This window comes from Cobetia crustatorum, from assembly GCF_000591415.1.
GTDB classification, from domain to species: domain Bacteria; phylum Pseudomonadota; class Gammaproteobacteria; order Pseudomonadales; family Halomonadaceae; genus Cobetia; species Cobetia crustatorum.
Genome location: NZ_JEMF01000097.1, coordinates 1 through 23,460 on the forward strand (window position 1 = coordinate 1; position 23,460 = coordinate 23,460).

A 23,460-nucleotide genomic window follows, 5' to 3' on the forward strand; every position below is an offset into this window, starting at 1 on the left:
TTGCAGGGAGGAATGGTAGGGAATCCTAGAGAGCTGAACGGTTCGGGATAAGTCCTCTCAGGCACACTGCTTTGGTTCTAAATTTGCACCAATTGTGCACGACGAAGATTTTTATCTACGTCAGATGAGCTACTGGGGTCTGACGGCGTCTTATATCGTGTTGCTCTGTTGGTGGATTTAACCGGAATAAGACCCTGTCTCAACGCAAAAGCCCCGCGGCGATAGCCGACGGGGCTTGTTGTCTTGCATGGCACTCAAGCATCAAAGGTGGAAATGCAATCTTCGCTGTTGATGCCTCACTTGCTCATTGACGCGTTCATTCATGAGAAGTCGGAGTGCTTATTTCTTTTCACCGAAATATTTGGTGTGGATGGTGTCGTAGGTGCCATCGGACTTCAGATCAGCCAGCGCGCCGTTGATCTGCTCGGCCAGGTCCTTGTCACGCTTGCGCATGGCAATGCCGAAACCGTCACCGAAGTACTTCTTGGGTTCAGTCACGACTTCGCCCACGGCCTTGTAGTTGCCATTGCCGCCATCAATCAGCGTTGACTTGCCGACCGGGAAATCTAGGAATGCGATGTCGAGACGACCGGCATCCATGTCGAGTACCAGATCATCGGCAGTGGTGTAGCGCTTGACGTCAGATGACTTGCTGTACAGATCGCTGACGTAGTTATCCTGCAGCGTACCGCGCTGCACGCCAATGGCTTTGCCTTCGAGTGTTTCTTGCGAGGCTTCGCTCAGCGTGCTTTTGGCCGGCGCGAACCAGGCAGACGGCGGTGTGATGTAGGTATCAGAGAACAGTACCTTTTCGCGACGCTCGTCGTTGATGGTCATCGACGACATGATCGCGTCGTACTTGCGCGCCATCAGGCCCGGGATGATGCCGTCCCATGCTTGAATGACCCACTCGCATTCGCGGTCGATCCTGGCGCAGATAGCGTTACCCAGCTCGATGTCGAAGCCGGTCAGTTCGCCGTCCGGCGTCTTGTATTCCATCGGCTCGTAAGGCACGTCAACACCGATACGCAATGCATCGGCGGCCTGTGCGCCACCGGCCATCAGGGCAGCACCCAGTAGGGAAATTCCCAGCAGCTTCTTCATGTTGTTCCCTTCCATCGTTGTTGTTTGTCGTTCTTGCTGATCAGCGCAGGTGTAATGAGTCTGGCTTATGAGACTACCCAGTGCCGCTGTCAGAATAGTCCACCCCACACTAGCCCAGACTGGCGCTGTCGAGAAGAGGGTAAATGGTCGGATTCAAACGATCGTTAAACGAGATTTATTTCGGCCAAACTAGTCATGAGTAAAGGAAAGCGCTCCATATTGAGCGCTTTCCCAGTTCAGCTTAATGGTCTCAGGTGCGCTAGCAGGCGTTTTTCTAACTGTCTGAAAATCGCGATGATCGTGAAGGTCAGACACAGGTAGATGGCCGCCACGAACAGGAAGGCCTCGAAGGGCGCGTAGAAGCGTGCATAGATATCACGCGCAGCACCGGTGAGGTCCAGCAGCGTGACCACACTACAGATGGCGCTGGCATGTAGCATGAAGATGACTTCATTACCGTAGGCCGGTAGCGCACGTCGAAAAGCGCTGGGCATGATGATACGACGCATCATCTTGCCGCGTGACATGCCATAGGCGCGGGCTGCCTCCATTTCGCCCTTGGGCGTAGACTGGATGGCACCGTGGAAAATCTCGGTGGTGTAGGCCGCGGTGTTGAGCACGAAGGCCAGCATGGCCGGCACGAAGGGATCGCGGAAGTAATCCCAAAGCCAGGTCTGCTGGATGCTTGGGATATGCACGCTACCCAGTCCGTAGGAGACATCGAAGCCGTCAAAGAACACCACGCCGTAGTAGATCAGGTAGAGCTGGATCAACAGCGGTGTTCCGCGAAACACGTAGGTGTACAGATAGACTGGCATCTTGATCCAGCGACGGCGCGAGCCGCGCAGAATCGCCAGTGGCACCGCCAGTATCAGGCCGATGATCAGCGACAGGAAGACTAGCTGTACGGTCGTGACCAGACCATCCCAGTAGTGCCAGAGAGTGGTCGCGGTGAAGATGTAGTTCTGACTCAACACATCGTTGATCATCTGACCGAGCTGAGCGATGAAGCCTGACTGGGCCACGTCGTTTAATTGTTCCATGCGCTGGCCTCCCCGAAGCCGGTGTTATAGCGCACCTTGAGGCGTGCCAGCCCCCACTCGGACACGGTGGCAATCAACAGATAGCCTGCGGCCACCGGCAACAGGAAAGTGAAGGGTTCGTGAGTCGCCTTGGCGGCCTCACTGGCCACGCGCACCATGTCGACCAGGCCTATTACCGACACCAGTGCGGTAGTCTTGAGCAGCACCATCCAGTTGTTGCCTAGCCCCGGCAGGGCGTGGCGCATCATCAACGGGAAGCGAATGCGCTTGAATACCTTCCAGTCGCTCATGCCATAGGCGCGTCCGGCCTCTACCTGGCCGGCATCCACTGCCATGAAGGCACCGCGGAAGGTCTCGCCCATGTAGGCGCCAAAGATGAAGCCGATAGTGATGACACCTGCGGTGAACTCGTCGACATTGACGAAGACATCGAAGCCATAGCTCTCGTACAGCCAGTCGGTGACCATGTTGATACCGATCTGGCCACCGAAGAACAGCAGCATCATCAGCACGATGTCCGGTACGCCACGGATTACGGTGGTGTAGAGCGTCGCGATCCAGCGCAGCGGTGTAGAACGCGACATTTTGGCCGTGGCGGTCAATAGCCCCAGCATGATGGCCAGCAGCTGTGCGAGCACGGCTAGCTGCACCGTGACCCAGGCACCCGCCAGCAGGCTTGGGCCATAGCCTTGAAGGTCGATCATGGGAAGTCTCCCGTGAAGCGCTGATACGAGAGGCCATACGGTTGCCCACAATTGGGCCTTGGCAGGCAGTATCAGCGCAAATGCTATCCGTCAGGTATTCAGCAGGTCACAGCGGTAGTGATATCACTGCCGCCAGGAGACTTACTGGCTGGTAGTCGTGGTTTTTTCCGCTGCAAAATACTTGGCGCTCAGGCGCTTGAGAGTGCCATCGGCTTTTAGCTGTTCCAGCGCAGAATCGATGGATTTCTTGAGTGCGCGATCACGCTGTTTCATGGCGATGCCGAAGCCGTCACCGAAGTATTTCTTCGGTTCACTGATGGCGGTACCGGTGTTGACGAAGTTGCCATCATTGGCATTCACCAGCGTGTCCTGTCCGACCGGCTGGTCGAGGAAAGCGGCGTCAACGCGACCGCTATCCATGTCCAGTACCAGGTCATCCAGCTTGGTATAGCGACGCACTTCTGCCACCTGGCCATAGAGATCGGTCACGTAATGGTCCTGCAGGTTACCGCGCTGCACGCCGATCACCTTGCCCTTGAGTGCTTCGCTGTCGAGCGCGCCGGTGACCTTGGCCAGCGGACTATCGGCCTTGACGAACCAGCCGGACGGCGGCGTGAAATACGGCGCGGAGAATAGCACCTGACGCTCACGTTCCGGATTGATGGTCAGTGCCGACATGATGACGTCGTACTTGCGTGCCAACAGACCCGGAACGATGCCGTCAAAGTCCTGCTCGACCCACTGGCAGTGAGTAGCGAGCTGCTTGCACAGGGCATTGCCTAGCTCAATCTCGAAGCCAGTCAGCTCACCGCTTGGCAGCTTGTAACCGAAGGGGGCATAGGGCATGTCGATACCGAGCCGCAGCGGGTCGGGCACATCGGCAGCCTGCACGGAGGTTGCGGTCATCGCGAGAGTAGAAAGGCCGAGGGTGATGCCCATCAGAGAACGTGTTACGTACTTTTTCATCACTTGTCATTCCTGAAGTCTTGTCCGCCCCGAGGCCTGCTGTAGCAGATGCACTCGTGGTGATGAATCATGTGCCGGTCACGGGATCGCCGTGCCAGCGAGGATGCCGGTCGGCAGAGTGGATAGATCAGTATTTGGGCGCAAGGAACTGCTTGAGGCGCTCGGACTGGGGATTCTCCAGCACGTCGGCCGGCTTGCCGGACTCCTCGACAAGTCCCTGATGCAGGTAGATCACTTGGCTCGAGACATCGCGAGCGAAGCTCATTTCATGTGTCACCACCACCATGGTGCGGCCTTCTTCGGCCAGGTCACGCATGACCTTGAGGACATCGCCGACCAGTTCCGGGTCGAGTGCCGAGGTCGGCTCATCGAACAGCATCACTTCCGGCTCCATTGCCAGTGCACGGGCGATCGCTCCGCGTTGCTGCTGGCCGCCGGACATCTGGGCGGGGTAGTAGTCGGCACGTTCCAATAGGCCAACGCGATCCAGCAGACTGCGGGCATGCGCGATGGCTTCCTTCTTCGGCTTGCCCAATACGTGAATCGGCGCCTCGATGACATTTTCCAGCAGGGTCATGTGCGACCACAGGTTGAAGCTCTGGAAGACCATCGAGAGGCGGGCACGCATGCGTTCGACCTGACGCCAGTCAGTGGGCTCGCGGCCACGGCGGGTGTTCTTGAAGCCAATTTGCTCACCGTGGACGAGGATATCGCCGCCATCGGGTTGCTCGAGCAGGTTCATGCAGCGCAGGAAGGTGCTCTTGCCGGAGCCAGAGGCGCCGATCAGGGTAATGACATCACCCTTGCGTGCTTCAAGCGACAAGCCTTTTAACACCTGATTGGTGCCGAAGGACTTGGTGATATTGCGGACCTCGAGAGGCAGCACCTCGCTGCTCGTGCTCTCGGTCGCGGGGGAATTCATGGTCATGCTGTCACTCCGGTCCATGCACAAGTCCCGCACCACCGACATTGTGGTGGTTGCCTTCTTGCGCCTTGAGTCTGCCGTATCGAGGCATGACTCAGGGGGTACTTGTTCGTGGTCAACGCGGCGCGAGGCGGCGTCGGGGGAATATCGGCCGTCCGTGACGCGTGCCGTACTAGCTCTGGCATCAGGGTCGCGATCGGGAAAGGGGGCCGATTCTACCAGCTCAACGCAGGGTTAACTGCTGTCGGCGAGTGTCTCCAAGTACAACTTTGGTTGAGGTGATGAGCTGTGACAGCCGACGGAGCTCTGACAAGCGGGAAATGACACGGAGAGGAAGGAGGGCGGGAGAGGTTTGCACTCAGTGGTGCGGACAATCGAAAGAGTCATGAGGGTTGCCTGTTATCGTTATGGGATGTGGCAGATGAATCAGTACAGATGAATCAGGGATAGGGCATTGCAACACCGTCGCGTAAGCAGTACGCGACGGTGTCGTGATCATTCGGAGGAGGTGTGATCTGATGCAAGAGCGACCTGCGGCGGCTCGCAAGCGGCGAGCAGTAGCGCGGCACGTGCCCCGATCTCGACTCGTGCATTTGGGAAGACCACGCTGAGCGGCGTGTCGCCGACGGTGCATGGGCCTGCTTCACCATCTTCAGCTACCACTGTGCCTGGTGTGAAGGTGGTGAAGTTGGCGACGTCGTCATTGAAGCACAGGCGAAAGTCGGTAGAGCGCCGCATCAGCTCTATCTCAACCTTGAAGTAGGCCATTCTCTCCGGTGCTGCACTCGGTGCTTCGATGCCCATCGCCAGTGCCGCCAGCAGCTGAGACATTGGGGCTAGTGCCACCATGTCATTCTCGCCGAAAGGGTGTACCTGCCCCAGCTCGAGCGTGAAGGCATCGGCATCATGGTAGTGGCGCGAGTAGTGCGAGAAGGTCCAGCTGTGCTGATGTTGATGCAGCACGGCCTGGAGGCCGGCAGCGCTCAATATCGACCACTGTGAGGGACTGATGGCCTCTCCCTCGCTGAAGGGCACCACGGCAAAGCGCGGGTAGTGGCTGTCGCGGATCGCGGTATGCATGTCGTAGTGCAGGCGTCGCGTGCCATCGGCCGGCGGGAAGCGGGCGTAGAAGTCATCCACTGCCGCCATCAGCTGGCGGGCGCGTGCCGGCTCATCATCGGCTGGACAGTCATTGGCCTTGCCGGCAGTCGCGTTGCCGGCGTCCACCGAGATGGCGGTCGCCGTCTCGGTACGTCGGAACAGCCGATTGAGGTTGGTCGCATGGAAGCGCTCACCGGTGCGGATGGCGGGCAGGTTGCCCAGAATCAGCAGCAGCGGGGCACCGGCGATCAGGTGGCCGCTCTCGAGACCGGCGATCAGCTCACCCATCAGCTCGATAGGAGCAGTCTCGTTACCGTGGATACCCGCGGAGATCACTACGGGGCGCGCGTGCGGCCCACTGTCATCAGGGCATATCTCGAGTACGCCAGGTGCCACGATTTCGTAGCGTCCGCTGGGGATGCGTCCCATGCCCCGCGCGCTGGCGTGGCCTTCAAGTGTCAGGTCAAGCCAGTCGGCAATCACGAGGGGGTGTGCTCCCGGGGAGTGGCGTTGGTGGATTCGAATATCTTGTCAGCGCTGGCGGCCACGAAGCCTTGATACAGCTGACCGTTGGCATCCGGGTAACGGCGCGCAAATTCGTAGTAGCAGGTGGAAATCTCGTGTTGCTCACCACCGGCGAAGGTGAAGGTCTGGCGGTCGGCGAGTGTAGAGGCCTGCTCCAACAGCACATCGGCAGAGCCCTTGATGCGACCACCGGCCGGATTGATGCCCAAGCCAAGCGCTTCCACGCGCGTCAGCACCTTGTCGAGCGTGTCATGACGGGTAAGTGCATTGACGCTGATGGTGAAGTGATTGCGCGCAGGCCGATGATCGACAGCCAGGCCGCGTATTCGCTCTCCTCCATCAGACGCTGATACTGCTCGAAGGTCGGCGCGTCCCACAGGCGACCTGACCACAGCACGGAGGGCTGGGTGGCGGCATCCGGCGAGATCTGGCTGACCAGACCATCGATGATCGACTGGGCGCGCTCGGAAAGCTCATGGCATTTCAGCTCGGAGAGGAAGACGCGCGGCATGTCGGGAGACGGCGGCAGATAGCCGAAGGCGCGCAGTTTCTTCTCAGCGAAATCATAGGGGGCGAAGCGGGTGTAGCCGAGCGCCAGCAGATGAGGTTCCAGCGCGCTCAGGGTGATCGGCCCGCGGTCGAAGGTCCGGAAGGCCACGTGGTCGTTGACGATGGTCTCGCCATCGGCCACGAAGGCATCCTGGATCTGTTGGGCCTGGGGCGTCATGGCGACGTAATCATCCCACAGGGCGCTGAAGAACTGCTGGATATCCATGGCACGAGCTCCCTCTGAACTGAGTTGCCCAGTGCAGCGAGGTGTCACTGACACTGGGCGACGGCATTTGGCGATTGGCAGCAGGGCAGCGCACTCGGCGAGACGCTGCCTCGGCAGATTGTCAGCTCACCATTGGCGAGCCGCTGGCGCGTGGCAAGAGGCAAGGTCGGTTGGATGAAAGCGGCTGTCCGCACCATGTAAACGTCACGTGTCGGTTTAGACCTTGGATGGAGCCTGCGCCATGAGCAAGAGTCTGCGTCTGCGTCATCAGCTCTCACCGTCAGCGACGGGGCATGCCACACCCTGCTCGACCTTGATCAGTGAGTCGGTTGCGAAGCCGAGCTCGGCGGCCTGATCGACCAGTGCTTGATAGGTGCCGTCATCCAGCTGCGGCTCGCGCGCCAGTATCCACAGGTAGTCGCGATCGGCACCGGCCACCAGCGACCACTGATAGTCGTCATCCAGTGCCAGCACGTTGTAGCCACCATAGAAGGGGCCGAAGAAGCTGACCTTGAGGGCCGCGGTCTCGCTGCCCTGCGTGAAGTAGGCCCGCCCTTCGGCCTGACTCCATTCGCCCTTGTCGGCATCAAGGCCGCTATTGATGACGCGCACGCCGCCGTCCTCGCGGGGCGAGTAATCGGCGGTGACGCAGCTCAGTCCCTCCTCGAAGCTGTTGGGCAGGCGGGCGATCTCGTGCCATTGCCCGTAGTAGCGTTCGAGCTGGAACCCCCCGACGGGCTGGGTGCCGGACGGGACACCGGCACAGCCGCCAAGGAGGCTGAGGCCAGCGAGCGAGAGGGCGAGATGCGGCAGGCGTGTCATTGGCGGGCTCCATGAGACAGGACGCCCCGGCGAATCGTCGCGGGGCGTCGTTACGTGATGAAAGGATGCACAGGCATCCTTCTCTCATTGGGGCGTCTGCGGTTGTCTCAAGAGGGAGGGGGCATCATTCGTGGTGGGCTCACAGCACCAGGCGCAGCGGGTTGGCTGCGACAACTCGCCCGCGGCCACGTTGCTTGGCTTCATACATGGCACCGTCCGCACGCGCGATGATGGTTTCCGGCGTGGCACCGGAGAAGGGGAACAGACAGACGCCCACGCTGGCGCTGACACCGATGATCAGCGGCTCGCCGTCGACCTCGAGGTGGATGGGCCTGCTGATTGCGTCCACCAGGCGATTGGCCAGTGTTTCCGGGCCCTGGCGGCTATCGCCTTCACGACTGATCAGCACGAGAAATTCATCACCTCCCAGGCGGCCGACGATATCGTTGCCACGCAGGGTGTCTCCGAGTCGTTCGCCGATGATGCTCAGGACCTGGTCGCCGATGTGGTGACCATGGCGGTCATTGATGGGCTTGAAGCCATCCAGGTCGATGAACAGCGCAGCCTGCACGACGCCGGGTGCCTGGATGTCGAGCACCTGATCGAGATGCTCCATCAGGGCGCGTCGATTGAGCAGTCCGGTGAGCGAGTCACGCGTCGCGTGGTCACGCAGATTGTCTCGCTCGTCGGTGATGTGACATTCGCGCAGGAACAGCAGGCGGCTCTGTCGCTCTCGCGAGTAGGCGCTCATGCCGGCCAGCAGGTTGGCGGACATCATGAAGAAGGCTTCGTTGGCTTCCACCAGCACGCCGGTACCACTGTGCAGGATCGCGCAGCTGGCGGTGCAGCCCATCCAGATCAGCAATCCGCAGGCCAGTGCATAGATGAACTGCAGCCCCAGCAGGGTGTAGGTCCAGAACACCAGCAATAGCAGACTGACGAAATAGGCCGGGAATTCACCCTCATGCATCTCATGGTGATCCACTGCGTGGTCATTGCCGAGATGGAACATGGCCAGCGTGCCCAGCGCCGCGCTCAGGGAGGCCAGGCACAGCAGGCCATTGACCCGGTGTCTGTATCGCGCATGGCGTGACAGCAGGAACAGGCTCAGGACACTGACGAGAATGCCGGTGCGCAGCAGCAGCAGGCTCTCGAAATGGTGGGTAAGACTTATCTCGATCAGCGCATAGGACGCGAACATCACACAGCTCAGCGGGATGGTGAACCGGCTGAGCTTGTGTGAGGTCTCGATCTGTTGTCGACGATAGCGTCGTTCCAGGGTGTCATCCGCAAAGCAGAGCGTCATGGGATTCATGGGCGGTACCTGAGTAGCCAGAGTCTCAGGATGCCATCGCCTTGCGTGGTCTGCTGCCGGGACTGGACGAATTGAATCACTGAGCTTCAACGCTCGCGGGCCGTCGTCAGTCCAGCTGGCGCGCTGTGACGCGCAATGCCGATTCCACCATGTCGTAATCGACGTAGCAGCCTTGCAGGTGCCGACGCCCGGTGGTCGGGTCGAAGGACTGGCGCCCATGCATCACGCGGCGGTTGTCGAAGGCTACCATCTGACCGGCCTCGAGCTTGAGGTGCAGGCGGAAGGCCGGCTCACGCAGGATGCTCCAGAACTGGCGATAGGCAGCGTACCAAGCCTGCATCTTTACCAGCGGCAGGCGCAGACTGTCGCGGATCCAGTTATTGAAACGTACCTCGATGACCTTGCCGCTGGCATCCAGATGGATGACCGGTTCGCGCACCACGAGATCGGTCCGCTCATCCGCGAAGCGAAAGTCCACCGGCGTCTCGGCCAGCAATTGAAATGCCTGCGGATTGCGCTGACGCAGCTCTTCGGCCACGGCCATGCCATCACCGAAGATCGATTCGCCACCGTCTGCATCATTGGCCAGACAGTAGAGCATCTGGATGTCCGGCGGCTGATGCCAGTTGGGCAGATCCGTGTGCAGTTCCAGCGCGATGGGCGTGTAGGCGGCATTGTTGGGCGCCTTCTTGGAGTAGACCTCGAAACGGCCACCGAAGTTTGTGGCGCGAATTGGACCGATGGTCGCGGCGATCTGATCGATTTCTCCACCTTCACTAGGGCCGTCATCCAGCACGGCAAAACCGTCACGACATAATGCTTCCAGCCAGCCAAGACGTGCTTCACCACCCGCCATGTAGTCACCAAAGGACGTGACATGTGTCTGATGTGACAACTGCCATGCACGGCTTTGTGGCACAGGTGTCTCAGGCAGGACATCGCTCGGGCGACGCTGTTGGAGCCAGCCGGCATCGAAGCGACTGAGGTGGCTATCGCTCCACTCGATCATGAGATTCCCTGACTCGAGAGACAGCTGCTGCACGGTGAGGGCGGCATCGTCGAGCAACATGAAGGTGCGCTCAAACGTCTGAGGGTGGCGGCAGCTATCGCAGGCACAGTGATCGCGCAACCAGATCAGCGGGAAGCTGGCCTGCTCACCGTTTGCCCAGACAAGTGTAGCCAACGACGCGTCATATTCTCCCTGTATCAGCGGCGTGCCAGTGTGATGCGGCTGATACTCTTTCATATCCCACGGTGTGCGGGAGAGAGAGTCCGTAGCGGGCGTCGCGATCTCAGTCATGAATGCAGTCCTTGTACCGGTGAACCTCCTGTTTGCAGGAGGGGAGAACAAGGCCATCTTCTCGCACATCACTACCGCTGACCAACGCGGAATATGAGGGCCATGACCAAGCTGAGCTAATGTGTCAGGCTGGCGCGCTACAAGCGAGTCGTGTTGAGAGACTGCTTGTCGTGAAAAGTCTGCCATGAAGCATCTGCTATGAAGAGTCCGCAATGAATGACACTCCCGATGAACCTCTTGACACCTCGTCCAAGCCGTTGCCGCCACTCGCCTGGCTACAGGCCTTTGAGGCCGCGGCACGGCATCTGAGCTTTACCCTTGCGGGAGAGGAGCTCAACGTCACCCAGTCGGCCATCAGTCAGCGCCTTCGTCAGTTGGAGGATCGCCTCGGCCAGCCGCTGTTTGTGCGCCATGCCCGCAGTTTGAGCCTGACGCCTGCCGGACAAGCCTGGCTGCCCGCATTGCAGAGTGGTTTTCAGCGCTTGCACGAAGGCACGCTTGAGGTGTTCGGCCCTTCGCGCGCTGCGCCCGTCAGTTTGCGTGCCACGCCGATGAGCCAGCAGGCATGGCTACTGCCGCGATTGGCAACCTTCCATCAAGCAGAGCCGGACATTGCGCTGCGACTGGTCAGTGCCTACTGGCAGAGCGATTTCGATGATGCCGATGTTGATATCGAGCTGCGCTATGGCCAGGGCGATTGGCCAGAGGCCGAAGCCATTCAGGTCGGTAACACTGAAGAGTGCATGATTGCGGTCGCCGCACCAGCCCTCGCCAGCAACCTGCACACACCGGCAGAGCTATCCGGAGTCACTTTGCTGCATGCCGCAGGTTTTGCGGTAGGCTGGCGGCGCTGGTTGATGGCGGCAGACCAGCTGGCGCTTGAAAACGCGACGCGCACCATTACTTGCGACACTCAGGTGATGACGCTTGAGATGGCGCGACTGGGGATGGGGGTGGCATTGGTACATGATGGCTTGTTCGCGCGCTGGTGCGCTTCTGGCAATCGTGGGCTTGAGCAGGTTTTTCCACTGGCGGTGCCTGCTGAGCAACACTTCTGGCTGGTGCGTTCGCGCGCACGTCCTCTGCGTCCCACGGCTCGGAAATTGTGGGATTTCCTGCTCGCGACACAGCATCTACCGATCTAGTGCGGTACTGAGCGCTTGAGCGTCGATTGACAGAAGAAGCGTTCCAGCAGGGCATACAGCTCGGGATAGGCGACTTCGAGGGTGTCCGATGCGGTGAAGAAATACTCGCAGCACACGGCGAAGCATTCGGCGGGGTGACTGGCGGCGTACTCGTCGATGGGAGTGATCTCGCCACGCTCAAGGCGGGCGTTCAGGTCATCCCATACCGCAGTAAAAGTGGTATGCCATTCGTCAGGGGTGATGCCTGCGCGTAACGGTGGAAAGCCATCAGCATCGGTGGCGTTGGCCATGTCGAGCTTATGGGCGAACTCGTGAATGACCACGTTGAAGCCGCTCCAATCACCGCTGGCGGCCAGTTCCTCCTGGCTGATGACCACGGGTCCCTGATACCAGGTTTCACCGGCCCGCGTATCCTGGAAGATATGCACGACACCGGCATCATCGATTTCCTCGACCTCTCGCGTCACGGCCTGCGCGGGCAGCATGATCTCATGCACGCGAGCGCCGGCATCGCGCCAGCGCTCAGCCTCGGGCCAGCCGTTGAGCAACAGCATGGCCTGTGTGGCCAAGGCCAGTGCCTCGACGGCATCCAGTGGTTCGGCACTGGTCAGTTTCCAGTCGTGTAGCTGATGACGCGCGCGTCGCTCCAGACGGGCCAACGACGGCTCATCCAATCCCTCGAGGATAGGCAGACGCTGCATCACAGCCTGCCACAGGCCATCCTCCTCAGCGTGTGAGGAGGATGGCGACTGCTCTTCAGAGACTGGTCGCCAAAGCTGTTGCCACCAACGCGTCACCGGCTCAGTCCTGACGGCTGCCGGATTTCCAGGACCAGTCGCGTAGGCGCAGGTCGAAGAGATCCTTGCGGCGGTCCTTGAGATTGGTGACCGAGCCTTCGCTGCGCAGCACCTTGAGGCGCTCCAGATCCAGATCCGAGAACATGATCATCTCGGTATTCGGCGTGGTTTCCGCCATCACTGCATCATGCGGGAAGGCGAAATCGGACGGCGAGAACACCGCCGACTGGGCGTATTGGATGTCGAGGCTTTCGATGGATGGCAGGTTGCCGACGCTACCGCAGACCACCACGTAGCACTCGTTCTCGATCGCTCGCGCCTGTGCACAGTGGCGCACGCGCAGATAGCTGTTCTTGGTGTCGGTCCAGAACGGCACCATCAGGATGTCCATGTCCTGATCGGCCAGCAGGCGTGACAGCTCCGGGAACTCCACGTCGTAGCAGATCAGCATGCCGATACGACCGGCATCGGTCTCGAACACGGCCAGTTCATCGCCGCCCTTGATGATCCAGTCGCGGCGCTCCTGCGGGGTGATGTGCAGCTTGGCCTGACGATCGATCTCGCCATCGCGGTGGCAAAGGTAGGTGACGTTGTAGAGCTCATTGTCCTCACCCACCTCCACCATGGAACCGGCCACGATGTTGATGTTGTAGGCCACCGCCATGCGCGAGATTTCCTGCTTGAAGCGCTCGGTGAAGCCGGCGAGGAAGCGGATGCAACGCACCGGGTCACTCTGGTCATCCAGCAGACCGATCAGCGGCGTGTTGAACAGCTCCGGGAAGACGGCAAAGTCACTCTGGTAGTCCGACAGCGCATCGACGTAGTACTCGACCTGCTTGAGTACCGCCTCGACCGACGCGAACTCGCGCATCTGCCACTGCACGGCACCGACACGAATCATCGTCTTGCGGCTTTCCAGTACGCGCTCGGCCGGCTCGAAGAGAATGTTGTTCCACTCGAGCAGGGTGGCGTAGCCTGGGAGTCCTCGTCTTCCGGCAGATACTGGCGCAACAGGCGCTTGACCAGGAAACCGTTGGCAAGCTGGAACGACAGGATGGGATCGTGAATCTCGCGGCGCTCTACCTTGTCGATGTACTCGGTCGGCGAGAGCTCAGCCGCGTATTCGTGGTACTGCGGAATACGTCCACCGGCCAGGATGGAGCGCAGATTCATGGAGCGACATAGCTCCTTGCGCGCTTCATAGAGGCGTCGGCCGAGACGATAGCCGCGGTAGGCCTTGTCGATCAGCGCATCCAGGCCATAGAGCGCATCACCGTCAGCCTTGTTGAGAATGACTTCGCGATGACCGATCAGATCATCGTATTTGTGCGGGTTGGAGAAAGCGTCGTAATCCACCAACGCCGTCAATGCGACACCGATCAGCTTGTCGCCATCCTCGATCACCAGCTGTCCATCGGGGAATTCAGCGATCAGACGATTGATGGTGTGCTCAGGCCAGGCGCCACCAATGTCGTCATAGATGCCATCCATCAGGCACTTCAGCTGGGGATAGTCTGATTCCTGTAGATTGCGCAGGTTTAAATGCAGGTCTTCGACGGACATCGGGACTCCTTGGTTGGGAAAAGATAAGGACCGTAACGAAAAGGCGGGTGTCATCTCGACACCCGCCGAAAAAATGGGCGCGGCACCTTGCTAGAAGATGTCCGACAGCGGGCTGACGGTGGTCCCCAGCCCGTCATTATTCGCGCTGTCAGGCGTGGGTGCCATCAATATCCCTTGAGCAATGCTCGGACGCTTGCCACAAAAAAGGCAGTATTCCTCTTTCAATGGGTCCTGCGGTGCATCACTGCAAGGGTGGGCGAAGTCGTGTGAGTCTCACGGGGCACGTCATGTAGGGTAAGACAGCCTCATCGCGAAGGAAAAAGCAGGCCCTTACTTGCAGATAAAGACAGCGTTCTCTTATGGTTGAATGAGTGCTCATTCTACTTGCATTTAGCCGCAACTACGTTCACAACATTGTTCAGGGCAAGGTGTGTGCAGAGGATGAATACGTCTTGTCGATCGACCATTGACACTAGAGGATGTCTGCATGACCCCAGTACTTTATGAACTACGCGGCCGTGACGATCGCCTGCGGTTCTCTCCTTTCTGTTGGCGTGCCCGCTTCGCACTGGCCCACAAGGGCCTGGAAGCTGAACTGTCACCGGTTCTGTTTACCGACAAGAGCCCGATTGAGTTCTGTGACGCATTCAGCGTGCCTGTCTTCAAGGATGATTTCGGCCTGGCGACTGACAGTTACGACATCTTCAAACATCTGGACAAGCACTACCCAGAGGCAGGCATGGGGCCGCTGATAGGAGATTCACTGGCTGAGTCGCGCCTGAATTTCGTCAAGGCCTATGCCGAGCAGGTCATGGCGATAGGCTTCTTCCGCCTCGTCGCTCTGGATCTGGTCAAGGCTATCCATCCGGACGATCGCGAATACTTCCAGAGCGCCCGTGAGGCGCGCTTTGGCATGTCATTCGAGGTCTTCAATAACGTCGAGATCGCGCGCGGCATTCTGGACAGCGCCTTCAAGCCGCTTCGCGGTGTGCTTGGCAATCAGCCGTTCCTCGACGGCGATGCACCGGCAGCCGCTGACTATCTGGTATTCGGCTTCTTCATCTGGGCGCGCATCGTCTCTGATACCTCGCCCTTCGGTGATGAGGAAGATGCTGCTGACCCGATGGTGCAGTGGCGCGAGCGGATGCTCGATCTTCACGATGGCATGGCGCGCAACGCCACGCGTGCTAGCGACATTCCCGAATAACTCGTCACCATCGCCACTGACGGCATAAAAAGGCTCGGATGCTCAAGGGCATCCGGGCCTTTTTATGGTGTTCCGCCAATAGGAGTTCATGATGATTGATCTGTATTACTGGACCACGCCCAACGGCCACAAGATCACGATATTTCTGGAAGAGGTTGGTCTCGAGTATCGCCTCATTCCGGTGAACATCAGCAAGGGCGAACAGTTCGCGCCTGAGTTTCTGACCATCTCGCCTAACAACCGCATGCCGGCTATCGTCGATCATGCGCCCGCTGATGGCGGCGAGCCGATCTCCGTGTTTGAGTCCGGTGCGATTCTTGAGTATCTGGCCGACAAGACAGGACAGTTCCTGTCGCAGAAGACACGAGCGCGCAATGATGTGTTGCAGTGGCTGCACTGGCAGATGGGCGGCCTGGGGCCGATGCTGGGTCAGGTACATCACTTCAAGCACTACGCGCCACAGCCGGTCGAGTACGCCATCGCGCGCTATCACAAGGAAGGCGAGCGTCTCTATGGCGTGCTGGAGCGTCAGCTGGCAGGGCGAGATTTCGTGGCTGGCGACAGCTTGAGCATCGCTGACATGGCGATCTGGCCGTGGCTCAAGGCCGAGAAGCAAGAAATTGACTTGACGCAATTCCCGGCAGTTGCCGCTTATCGCACGCGTTTGAGTGAGCGCGAGGGTTTCGTGCGCGCGATGGCACGTATCGATGAGATCAATCCCGCGGCCAATGTCGCCATGGATGAGGAAGCGCGTCGCCATCTGTTCGGTCAGCAATCCTGAGTGATAGAGCTCTGAGCGCAGGTCAGGGGATGCAGCGGCGGCGCTGGCACGGCATCATGGGCCGCCGTTCTCTCTCTCCATTGGTTTGGACAGGCTCCCTTTATCCGTTTCATGACCAAGGACGGCACGATGCTTCGATTCCCTCCTACGACACGCTCTCTGTTCTCATCCCACGGAGTCCCGTTTACGCGCTGGATGGCCAGTGGTGTGGTGGCGATGGTGGCCAGCCTGTCGCTGGCGCCAGTGCACGCTGCTGAGCAGGCTCAGATCCGCGTGATGGCCGCTGCGTCACTGCACGATGCGATGGATGCCATCGAAGCCCGTTATGAGCGTCTGGCCGACGTCGACATCATGCCGGTGTATGCGTCGTCGTCGACCCTGGCGCGCCAGCTGGCCAGTGGTGCACCAGCACAGCTGTATCTGTCCGCCAATGAGCGCTGGATGGACTGGCTTGAGCAGCAGCCCGGCATCGTTGTGACGGGGCGTCATGATCTGCTGGGAAATCGCCTGTCGCTGGTCGCCCCGGGTCCCAGTGAGCTTGATCCTACGCTAAGCAATGGCGCGGATGTCACCAATATCGCAGAGCGCCTGGCCGCCACTGGCGATGACACGCGCCTGGCCGTGGGTGATCCGGACCATGTGCCTGCCGGCATCTATGCCCGTCAGTCACTGGAATCACTGGGGCAGTGGGAGGCGTTACGCTCGCATCTGGCGAGTGCAGAAGACGTGCGTGCGGCGCTGGCGCTGGTCGAGCATGGTGAGGCGCCGTTGGGCATCGTCTATGCCACTGATGCCTCGGTCAGTCATCGCGTGCATCAGATAGGACTGTTGCCGGATTCCAGTCACGATCCCATCCACTATCCTGCGGCATTGATCAGCCGAGGCGGCGAATCGCCAAGTCCCGAGGCTGAAGCCTTTCGCGACTGGCTGAGCACCAACGAAGCCAGCGCCATCTTCCACCGCTTCGGCTTCACGACTCTGCAAGGCGCCAAGCTTGTGCCGGTGGCCAACGCTGACACCTCTTCTTGAAGCTTCTACGTATGCCAGCAATACATCTTTTTAATCAGCTCGTGGGAACGCGCGCACTGGCATGAGTGTCGGATAGAGTCGCCCTCATCGTGATCGCCTCACCATGACGCCGTCACGGGCGACAGATACACTGATGCCACGAGTTGACTGCCGCACGGTGGCCAGCAGCATCTGCACTGATGTGCAGTCGCCTGCGGGAGATGACCATCATCATGTTCGAGGAGAGCCGATGCTGAGTGCCCTGGAATGGGAAGCCCTGAGTCTGAGCCTCAAGGTGGCTTGCGTGGCCGTCGGTGTGAGCCTGATTCCCGGCTTTGCCGCCGCCTGGTGGCTGGCGCGCCGTGACTTTCGTGGCAAGGCGCTGGTCGATGGTCTGTTGCATCTGCCGCTGGTATTGCCACCGGTGGTGGTCGGCTATCTGCTGCTGATCACCTTCGGGCGCAACGGTGCCATTGGCCAGTGGCTGGCCAAGATAGACATCGTGCTGCCTTTCACCTGGCAGGGGGCTGCCGTAGCCGCTGCCGTGATGGCATTTCCGCTGATGGTGCGCGCCATGCGCCTGTCACTGGAGGCGATTGATCCCGGGCTTGAGGCTGCCGCCCGCACGCTGGGCGCCAATCCGCTGCGTGTGCTACTGACCGTGACGCTGCCGTTGTCACTGCCGGGCATTCTCGCGGGGGGCACTCTGGCCTTCGCGCGTGCGTTGTCAGAATTCGGCGCCACCATCACCTTCGCAGCCAACATTCCCGGTGAGACTCGCACCTTGCCATTGGCGCTCTATACCTTGATCCAGACGCCGGGGCAGGAGAATGCGGCTGCCCGGCTGTGCGCCATCGCCGTGGTGATCGCGATGATTTCACTGCTGGCATCTGAATGGCTGGCGCGGCGTGCGCGGATGCGCATGGAGGGGCGTGATGCTTGATTTCCACCTCAATCGCTTGCAGGGCACCTTCCAGCTGGACGCTACGCTCAAGGTGCCTGCGCGCGGCGTTACCGCACTGTTTGGGCGCTCTGGCAGTGGCAAGACCAGTATCCTGAGGCTGATCGCCGGACTGGAACGTCTGGATCACGGTCACCTGCGGCTGGCCGGTGAATGTCTGGCGGGGGGCGAAGACAATGTCTTCGTCCCCGCACATCGGCGTCAGCTAGGCGTGGTTTTCCAGGAGCCGCGCCTCTTCCCCCATTACACCGTGCGCGGCAATCTTTGCTATGGCATGCCGCGCGCGCTCACGCCCGGCAAGCGCCAGGAAAATCGCAATCGCCTGCACGAAATGGTGGCGCTGCTGGGAATAGAGGACCTGCTTGCGCGCATGCCAGGACAGCTGTCGGGAGGCGAGGCACGCCGTGTCGCCATTGGTCGTGCGCTGTTGTCGCGCCCGCGGATGCTGTTGCTCGATGAGCCGTTGACTGGGCTTGACGGTGCCCGCAAGCAGGAGCTGCTGCAGTACATCAGTCGGCTGGCACGTGAGATCGAGATTCCGATCCTGTTTGTCAGCCATGATACCCGCGAGCTGTTTGCGGTGGCAGACAGGCTGGCGCTGGTGGATAACGGCCGTATCACGGCCAGTGGTGAGATCGGTGACATGCTGTCACGGCTGGATCTGGCGCCTCAGACCGGCCGTTATGAGGCAGGATCACTGCTCAGTGCTGAAGTGTTGTCTCACGATGATGACTGGCAGCTGACGCGGCTTGGATTGGGGGCCGGGCTCAGCCTGCAGCTGGCGCGACTGGCAATGCCGGTCGGGCGGCGAGTACGCCTGCGCCTGCGTGCGCGTGATATCAGCATCGCGCTCAAGACTCCTGAACACACCAGCCTGCGCAATGTGTTGCCCGCGGTGATTCACGAGATAGAAACCGAGCGCGGCCATGCGAGTGCCGAGCTGGTGCTGGGGATTGCTGGCCAGCGTGTGCGGGCCCGCGTGGACCGGCTGGTCTGTCAGGAGTTGGGGCTAAAGGTCGGGCTGGGCATCAAGGCACTGATCTCCAGTGTCGCGTTGTCCGGGCCTGACGTGATCAGTCTGGATGCGTCTGCTGATGCGCCGGAGCCGTCTTCCGGCTCTGCTGCTCAGGCCGTTTCCAACACCGCATCTGACTCCAGTACTGACTCATCCTTGGCTGCAAAGCCTTCTGCGCCAGATACAAAAAACCGCTGAGGCGGACGGCGTGTCGGACGATCATCTTTCTGGCATGCTTCGGCAGACCCTCTCTTACAAGGAAGATCTCCATGCGATTGACCCATCTGTGGCGCTATCCGATGAAGTCCGGTGCTGGTGAGGCACTCGCGTCGGCCGTGGTTGGTGAAGAAGGGCTGGAGCAAGACCGTCGCTTCGTCGTGGTCGCCGCACGGGGCAAGTTCGTGACGGCACGCACGCATCCGCAACTGCAGCGCCTGAGCCTTCGTGAGCAAGCGGCAGGGCACTGGCAGCTCGCGCACCTCGATCGTCCCGAATATGGCGAGATAGCCTTCGCGACAGACCTTCAGGCTGAGCGTCTCGATATCCAGGTATGGGCAGATCAGTTCACGGCATTGAGTGTCAGTGATGAGGCGGATGCCTGGTTGAGCGAGCAGGTGGGCATGCCCGTGAGATTGCTCTGGCTGGGTGAGCAATCCACTCGCTACCGTGAGGTGATTGACCAGCGTGTCAGCGCGGCTGATGCCTTCCCGTTGTTGCTGGCCAGTGAATCGTCGCTGGCAGCGCTGAATACTGACACGCCAACGGCCGATCATGGCATGAACCAGTTCCGGCCCAATCTGGTGATCAGCGGTGCTGAGGCCTGGGCAGAAGACCACTGGAAGGAAGTGCGGATTGGCGACGTGCGCTTCCGACTGGTGTCATCCTGCACGCGGTGCGCGATGGTCAATGTAGACCCTGCTACCGGCCTCAAGCGTGACGACAAGGAACCGCTGACGACACTGGCGCGTGTGCGTCGTTTCGAGGATGGTCAGGTGCACTTCGGTTATAACCTGGTCGCGCTGGACCCCACAGAGGGCCGCAACACGCTGCACGTTGGTGATGACGTGGAAGTGATGGCCTAGCAGGCCCCTGTACGCTGAACATGCAAACGCCCGTCATCGTGAGGTGATGGGCATTTTTTTTGTGCATGGCTCAGACAGAATGGCCAAGAAGGAGTGCTTCAGGCAGGCGGCCCGAATAGTGCCGGTTCACCGTGGGCTTCGCGCCAGACGTCCAATGCCGCGCGGTGCAGCTGGCTATGGCGCCAGGCGAGCGCCTCGATATCGCGGTCGTAGCCGCCACCAATCACGCAAGCCACGGCAGCACCGGTGGCGCGACAGCGCTCGATGACGTGGCGTTCGCGTCGATAAAGACCAGCATCCGTCAGTTCCAGATGGCCAAGGCGGTCGGCCGCATGAGGGTCGACACCCGCATCGAAGATCACCAGCTCAGGGCGTACGCGAGCCAGCACCTCCTCCAGCGTACGTGCCAGTACCTCCAGATAGGCCTCATCTCCCATGCCTTTCGGCAGAGGTACATCCAGGTCACTCTTCTGCTTGCGTGCCGGGAAGTTGCTGCCGGCGTGCAGCGACAGCGTGAACACACGCGGCTCGTCAGCAAAGATCAGCGCCGTACCGTCCCCCTGATGCACATCGAGATCGACCACCAGTACCTGGCGCACTCCTTCATCGAGCGCCTGGCGTGCTGCTACGCCAATGTCATTGAGCAGGCAATACCCGCTGGCTGCTTCAGGATGTGCGTGATGCGTGCCACCGGCCGTGTTGCAGGCCAGCCCACGCGCGAGCGCTTCACGTACGGTGGCCAGCGTACCGCCGACGGCCAGCACGCTACGTTCACGCAGTGCCTCATTCCACACGAAGCCACTGCGGCGCTGGGCCTGTGTACTCAGCGTGCCGGTCAGGAATTCGTGCACGTAGCGACGGGTATGCACCTGTAGCAGGTCATCCTCATCAGCCGGCTCTGGTGTCACCCACTCTACGGCCTGCGGGTATCCGGCCAGCTGGTGATCCAGCTGGCGCTTGAGCACGCTGAACTTGTCCATCGGGAAGGGATGCTTTTCCGGCAGTGGAATCCGGTAACCGGGATGATGAATCAGCGCCAGTGGCGGGCAGCCTGCCACGTCTGGAAACGACGCCGAGCGTGGTGTCAGGCAAGGCTGGGGAGTCGTGGTCATTCAGATCTCTCGCAGTCGGGCAGTAAAAGTTGGCCAGTGAGACGTTGATCATTGCAGGATGGATCAGCGCCGTGCGAGGAAGTGAATTTCCTCACCGCTGGTCGTGAGCTGGCGGATCGCCGTTGGCCGTCCGTCGGCGTCGAGATCCACCAGCCCGATACCGCAGGCATTCAGCAGTCTCTCACCGTGACTGGCGGCATCATGACGACGTGGCGTGATTCGCATGTTGCGCCGCCGCGTCAGCAGATTGAGGGGAGAGCGGGGCGCATACAGCCAGCGGTTGAGGCGATCGAGCACGTCGAGCAGGCCAACGGGAAAGCGATTTCGGATGCCGCTGCTGGTGATCTGCCAGACGTGCGGGCTCGAACGACGATGCTTGAGGCGCACGTCGTAGGCGAAGGAGTAATGCACATCGCCGGAGAGAATCACGAAGTGCTGCGGCGTGCGTGAATGGCGGAAGATGTTGAGCATCACGCTGGCCGCACCTCGGTGCGCCATCCAGTTCTCGGCATCGACCATCAGTGGCTTGCCAGCGAGCGTGAACAGTTTCTGGATGGATTCGATCAACTTGACGCCGAACATGGGCGCCGCTGACACCAGTACCACGGCACGATGTTCCACCAGGCGTTGTTGCAGGTCGCACAGTGCCTCCCAGTCCATCAGTCCGGATGGATTGGCGAGGTTGCGCTCGCTGCGCCAGCGACGGGTGCGAGTGTCCGCCACTATCAGCGCGGGCGTGGTATCCAACTGATAGTCCCAGCGCTCACAGCGCTCCAGCTTCGTGATCAGCGCATCCTGACGGTCTGCATCGAAATGATGTTCCTCTGTCGAGCCGATGGCAGATGTTGACGGTGTCAGAGCGTACTCCGCCGGCGTGAGCAAGGCGTCGTTAAACAGTGCCGTCGCCTCCTCCAGCAGGTCACGCAAGGGTTCAGGGCCGTTACCCGCCCCCTGACACAGCAGATAGCCGGTGAGGGCGTTGCCGATGATACGCCGCGAGAAAGGATGGCCATAGGCGGCTTCTTCCCAAGCGGCGCTGAGATTCCAGTCATCGGTCACGTCGTGATCATCGAAGATCATCAGGCTGGGGACATTGGCCAGCAGGCGACGCACCTGACCAAGTCCGGCGCGGAAGCGCCGCAGATGGCTGGCCTCCTGCGCATGTCGCTGACGGGTGGCCTCGGCGTGACTTTCCAGTGCCTTCGGGTCTTCCAGTTCGATGCTCAATGCCTTCCACGGCACGTCAGACCACACCAGCAGGTACATGGCGATCATTTCCGACAGGCCAATCAGGTGATTGTCAGCACCGGTAGAGGTGAAGATGGGCTTGCGCTTGGCACCGAAGAAGCTGGCGGCCAGCCCCTCGTTGGCAGGCATGTCGGGCAGCAACTGCGGACGGTGGTAGAGGTGCGAGGGATGCTGGCGCAGCTCACGAGTATCCGACACTTCGGCGCCCATCAGCGTCTCTTCTGGCAGGCCGAGCCCGGCAATCAGCTGGTCGATGGCGCCCAGCATCGGGCCGGCGACATCGTCGGCATAGATCTGATCCCCCGTGAAGAGCATCACCTCTGGCCATTCGCGAGTGTCATCGCGGCGCTTGGCCAGCCAGTTATCCAGTGCCACCAAGCCATCGCCTGCCGGGCCATCGACGCTTTCGGACTCATTGCCGGGGGTATCAGGATGGCCATTGTCCGTCTGCTGGCGAGCTTTTTTCTCGGTCAGGCCATGATGTGGCTTGCGGCAGCTGCCATGTGCAATGCGTGACAGTGTGGCTGGCAGTCGAAAGCGTGGCAGCGGCTCGCCGGGGTAGCAGATATCGGGCCCCCAGTCGGCGATGCCGTGCCAATCGAGCGTTGTTGAGACGGTATCCGATGCGCGCTCGGCCAATGCCAGTTCGTAGGCGATGGCCGTGTCTACTGGCAAGGGAGTGGCAGGGTGCGCTTCGATCAGCATCAGCCAGGCATGTGCCCCAAGCGGCATCGCTAGATGCTCTGTCAGCGTGCAGCTCGCATGCCTGGGGAGATGATTTCCCCCCAGGTGCAGTGGCTCATCGTCATGTTCGGGCAATAGCCAGACGCGCGCTTGTTGTGGGCGTGATGTCACCAGCCAGAGCATGACCCCTTCAGGTGTGACACGCCGCAGTATTGGTCCAGCCAGTACACGGGGCAGGGTGTCTTTTGTCTCGAGAGGAGTGTAAGAATCAGGCATT

General features: G+C 60.4%; 21 protein-coding genes and 1 pseudogene. 7 read left to right on the forward strand and 15 right to left on the reverse strand.

Annotated features, from left to right (window positions below; all coding sequences use genetic code 11):
• Positions 1-339: 339 nt before the first annotated feature.
• The 11 genes from BF12_RS0115730 to BF12_RS0115775 all read right to left on the reverse strand — a co-directional run bounded on the left by BF12_RS0115730 (position 340) and on the right by BF12_RS0115775 (position 10,580).
• Entirely contained in the window at positions 340-1,104 is a 765-nt protein-coding gene (locus tag BF12_RS0115730) for a transporter substrate-binding domain-containing protein (RefSeq protein ID WP_024953090.1), read from the reverse strand.
• 236 nt (positions 1,105-1,340) lie between these two features.
• Positions 1,341-2,093 carry an ABC transporter permease gene (locus BF12_RS0115735; RefSeq protein ID WP_035160365.1) on the reverse strand — a complete coding sequence of 251 codons (753 nt, stop codon included), beginning with the start codon at positions 2,091-2,093 and terminating at the stop codon, positions 1,341-1,343.
• Positions 2,094-2,134: 41 nt separating this feature from the next.
• A complete protein-coding gene (locus BF12_RS0115740; protein ID WP_024953092.1) occupies positions 2,135-2,851 on the reverse strand; it encodes an ABC transporter permease in 717 nt (238 codons plus the stop codon).
• A gap of 141 nt (positions 2,852-2,992) precedes the next feature.
• Positions 2,993-3,817, reverse strand: a complete 825-nt coding sequence (locus BF12_RS0115745; protein WP_024953093.1) for a transporter substrate-binding domain-containing protein — start codon at positions 3,815-3,817, stop codon at positions 2,993-2,995.
• 127 nt (positions 3,818-3,944) lie between these two features.
• Entirely contained in the window at positions 3,945-4,739 is a 795-nt protein-coding gene (locus tag BF12_RS0115750) for an ABC transporter ATP-binding protein (RefSeq protein ID WP_051511085.1), read from the reverse strand.
• Positions 4,740-5,237: 498 nt separating this feature from the next.
• Entirely contained in the window at positions 5,238-6,326 is a 1,089-nt protein-coding gene (locus tag BF12_RS0115755) for a succinylglutamate desuccinylase (RefSeq protein WP_024953095.1), read from the reverse strand.
• Positions 6,323-6,694, reverse strand: coding sequence for a 2-oxoadipate dioxygenase/decarboxylase family protein (locus tag BF12_RS23240; protein ID WP_282705517.1), 372 nt, complete (start codon positions 6,692-6,694; stop codon positions 6,323-6,325). Before BF12_RS23240 ends, BF12_RS0115755 begins: the two co-directional genes overlap by 4 nt.
• The gene (locus BF12_RS23245; protein ID WP_282705516.1) at positions 6,598-7,143 is read right to left on the reverse strand and encodes a DUF1338 domain-containing protein; all 546 of its coding nucleotides are present in this window, start codon (positions 7,141-7,143) and stop codon (positions 6,598-6,600) included. Before BF12_RS23245 ends, BF12_RS23240 begins: the two co-directional genes overlap by 97 nt.
• A 267-nt stretch (positions 7,144-7,410) precedes the next feature.
• Complete coding sequence (locus tag BF12_RS0115765; protein WP_024953096.1) at positions 7,411-7,965, reverse strand: lipocalin family protein; 555 nt, start codon at positions 7,963-7,965, stop codon at positions 7,411-7,413.
• 139 nt (positions 7,966-8,104) lie between these two features.
• Positions 8,105-9,280: a GGDEF domain-containing protein gene (locus BF12_RS21305; protein ID WP_024953097.1), complete on the reverse strand. Its 1,176-nt coding sequence runs from the start codon at positions 9,278-9,280 to the stop codon at positions 8,105-8,107.
• A 106-nt stretch (positions 9,281-9,386) separates the two neighbouring features.
• Positions 9,387-10,580, reverse strand: a complete 1,194-nt coding sequence (locus BF12_RS0115775; protein ID WP_024953098.1) for a TauD/TfdA family dioxygenase — start codon at positions 10,578-10,580, stop codon at positions 9,387-9,389.
• A 212-nt stretch (positions 10,581-10,792) separates the two neighbouring features.
• Here BF12_RS0115775 and BF12_RS0115780 point away from each other — a divergent pair, with 212 nt between their 5' ends.
• Positions 10,793-11,725, forward strand: a complete 933-nt coding sequence (locus tag BF12_RS0115780; protein WP_024953099.1) for a LysR family transcriptional regulator — start codon at positions 10,793-10,795, stop codon at positions 11,723-11,725.
• Here the strand turns inward: BF12_RS0115780 and BF12_RS0115785 are convergent.
• Complete coding sequence (locus BF12_RS0115785; protein ID WP_024953100.1) at positions 11,722-12,522, reverse strand: M90 family metallopeptidase; 801 nt, start codon at positions 12,520-12,522, stop codon at positions 11,722-11,724. The genes BF12_RS0115780 and BF12_RS0115785 overlap by 4 nt on opposite strands.
• Before the next feature lie 4 nt (positions 12,523-12,526).
• A pseudogene (locus BF12_RS20555) lies at positions 12,527-14,085 on the reverse strand (carbon-nitrogen hydrolase family protein).
• A gap of 487 nt (positions 14,086-14,572) precedes the next feature.
• Between BF12_RS20555 and BF12_RS0115795 the strand changes: the two are divergent.
• From BF12_RS0115795 to BF12_RS0115820, 6 genes are all read left to right on the forward strand, one after another.
• Entirely contained in the window at positions 14,573-15,292 is a 720-nt protein-coding gene (locus tag BF12_RS0115795; protein ID WP_024953101.1) for a glutathione S-transferase N-terminal domain-containing protein, read from the forward strand.
• A gap of 91 nt (positions 15,293-15,383) precedes the next feature.
• Entirely contained in the window at positions 15,384-16,073 is a 690-nt protein-coding gene (locus tag BF12_RS0115800) for a glutathione S-transferase C-terminal domain-containing protein (protein WP_024953102.1), read from the forward strand.
• 129 nt (positions 16,074-16,202) lie between these two features.
• Positions 16,203-17,102, forward strand: coding sequence for a molybdate ABC transporter substrate-binding protein (modA, locus tag BF12_RS0115805; RefSeq protein ID WP_248623740.1), 900 nt, complete (start codon positions 16,203-16,205; stop codon positions 17,100-17,102).
• A gap of 229 nt (positions 17,103-17,331) precedes the next feature.
• Positions 17,332-18,024 carry a molybdate ABC transporter permease subunit gene (modB, locus tag BF12_RS0115810; RefSeq protein WP_024953104.1) on the forward strand — a complete coding sequence of 231 codons (693 nt, stop codon included), beginning with the start codon at positions 17,332-17,334 and terminating at the stop codon, positions 18,022-18,024.
• Complete coding sequence (modC, locus tag BF12_RS0115815; protein WP_024953105.1) at positions 18,017-19,255, forward strand: molybdenum ABC transporter ATP-binding protein; 1,239 nt, start codon at positions 18,017-18,019, stop codon at positions 19,253-19,255. Before modB ends, modC begins: the two co-directional genes overlap by 8 nt.
• Positions 19,256-19,326: 71 nt before the next feature.
• Complete coding sequence (locus tag BF12_RS0115820) at positions 19,327-20,139, forward strand: MOSC domain-containing protein (RefSeq protein WP_035160359.1); 813 nt, start codon at positions 19,327-19,329, stop codon at positions 20,137-20,139.
• Between the two features lie 98 nt (positions 20,140-20,237).
• On the opposite strand, the gene BF12_RS0115825 is transcribed toward BF12_RS0115820, so the two are convergent.
• Both BF12_RS0115825 and BF12_RS0115830 read right to left on the reverse strand, forming a co-directional pair.
• Positions 20,238-21,251 (reverse strand): histone deacetylase family protein, encoded by a 1,014-nt coding sequence (locus BF12_RS0115825; protein WP_084488166.1) that lies wholly within the window; start codon positions 21,249-21,251, stop codon positions 20,238-20,240.
• Between the two features lie 63 nt (positions 21,252-21,314).
• Positions 21,315-23,459 (reverse strand): metallophosphoesterase family protein, encoded by a 2,145-nt coding sequence (locus tag BF12_RS0115830; protein WP_024953108.1) that lies wholly within the window; start codon positions 23,457-23,459, stop codon positions 21,315-21,317.
• Position 23,460 lies beyond the last annotated feature (1 nt).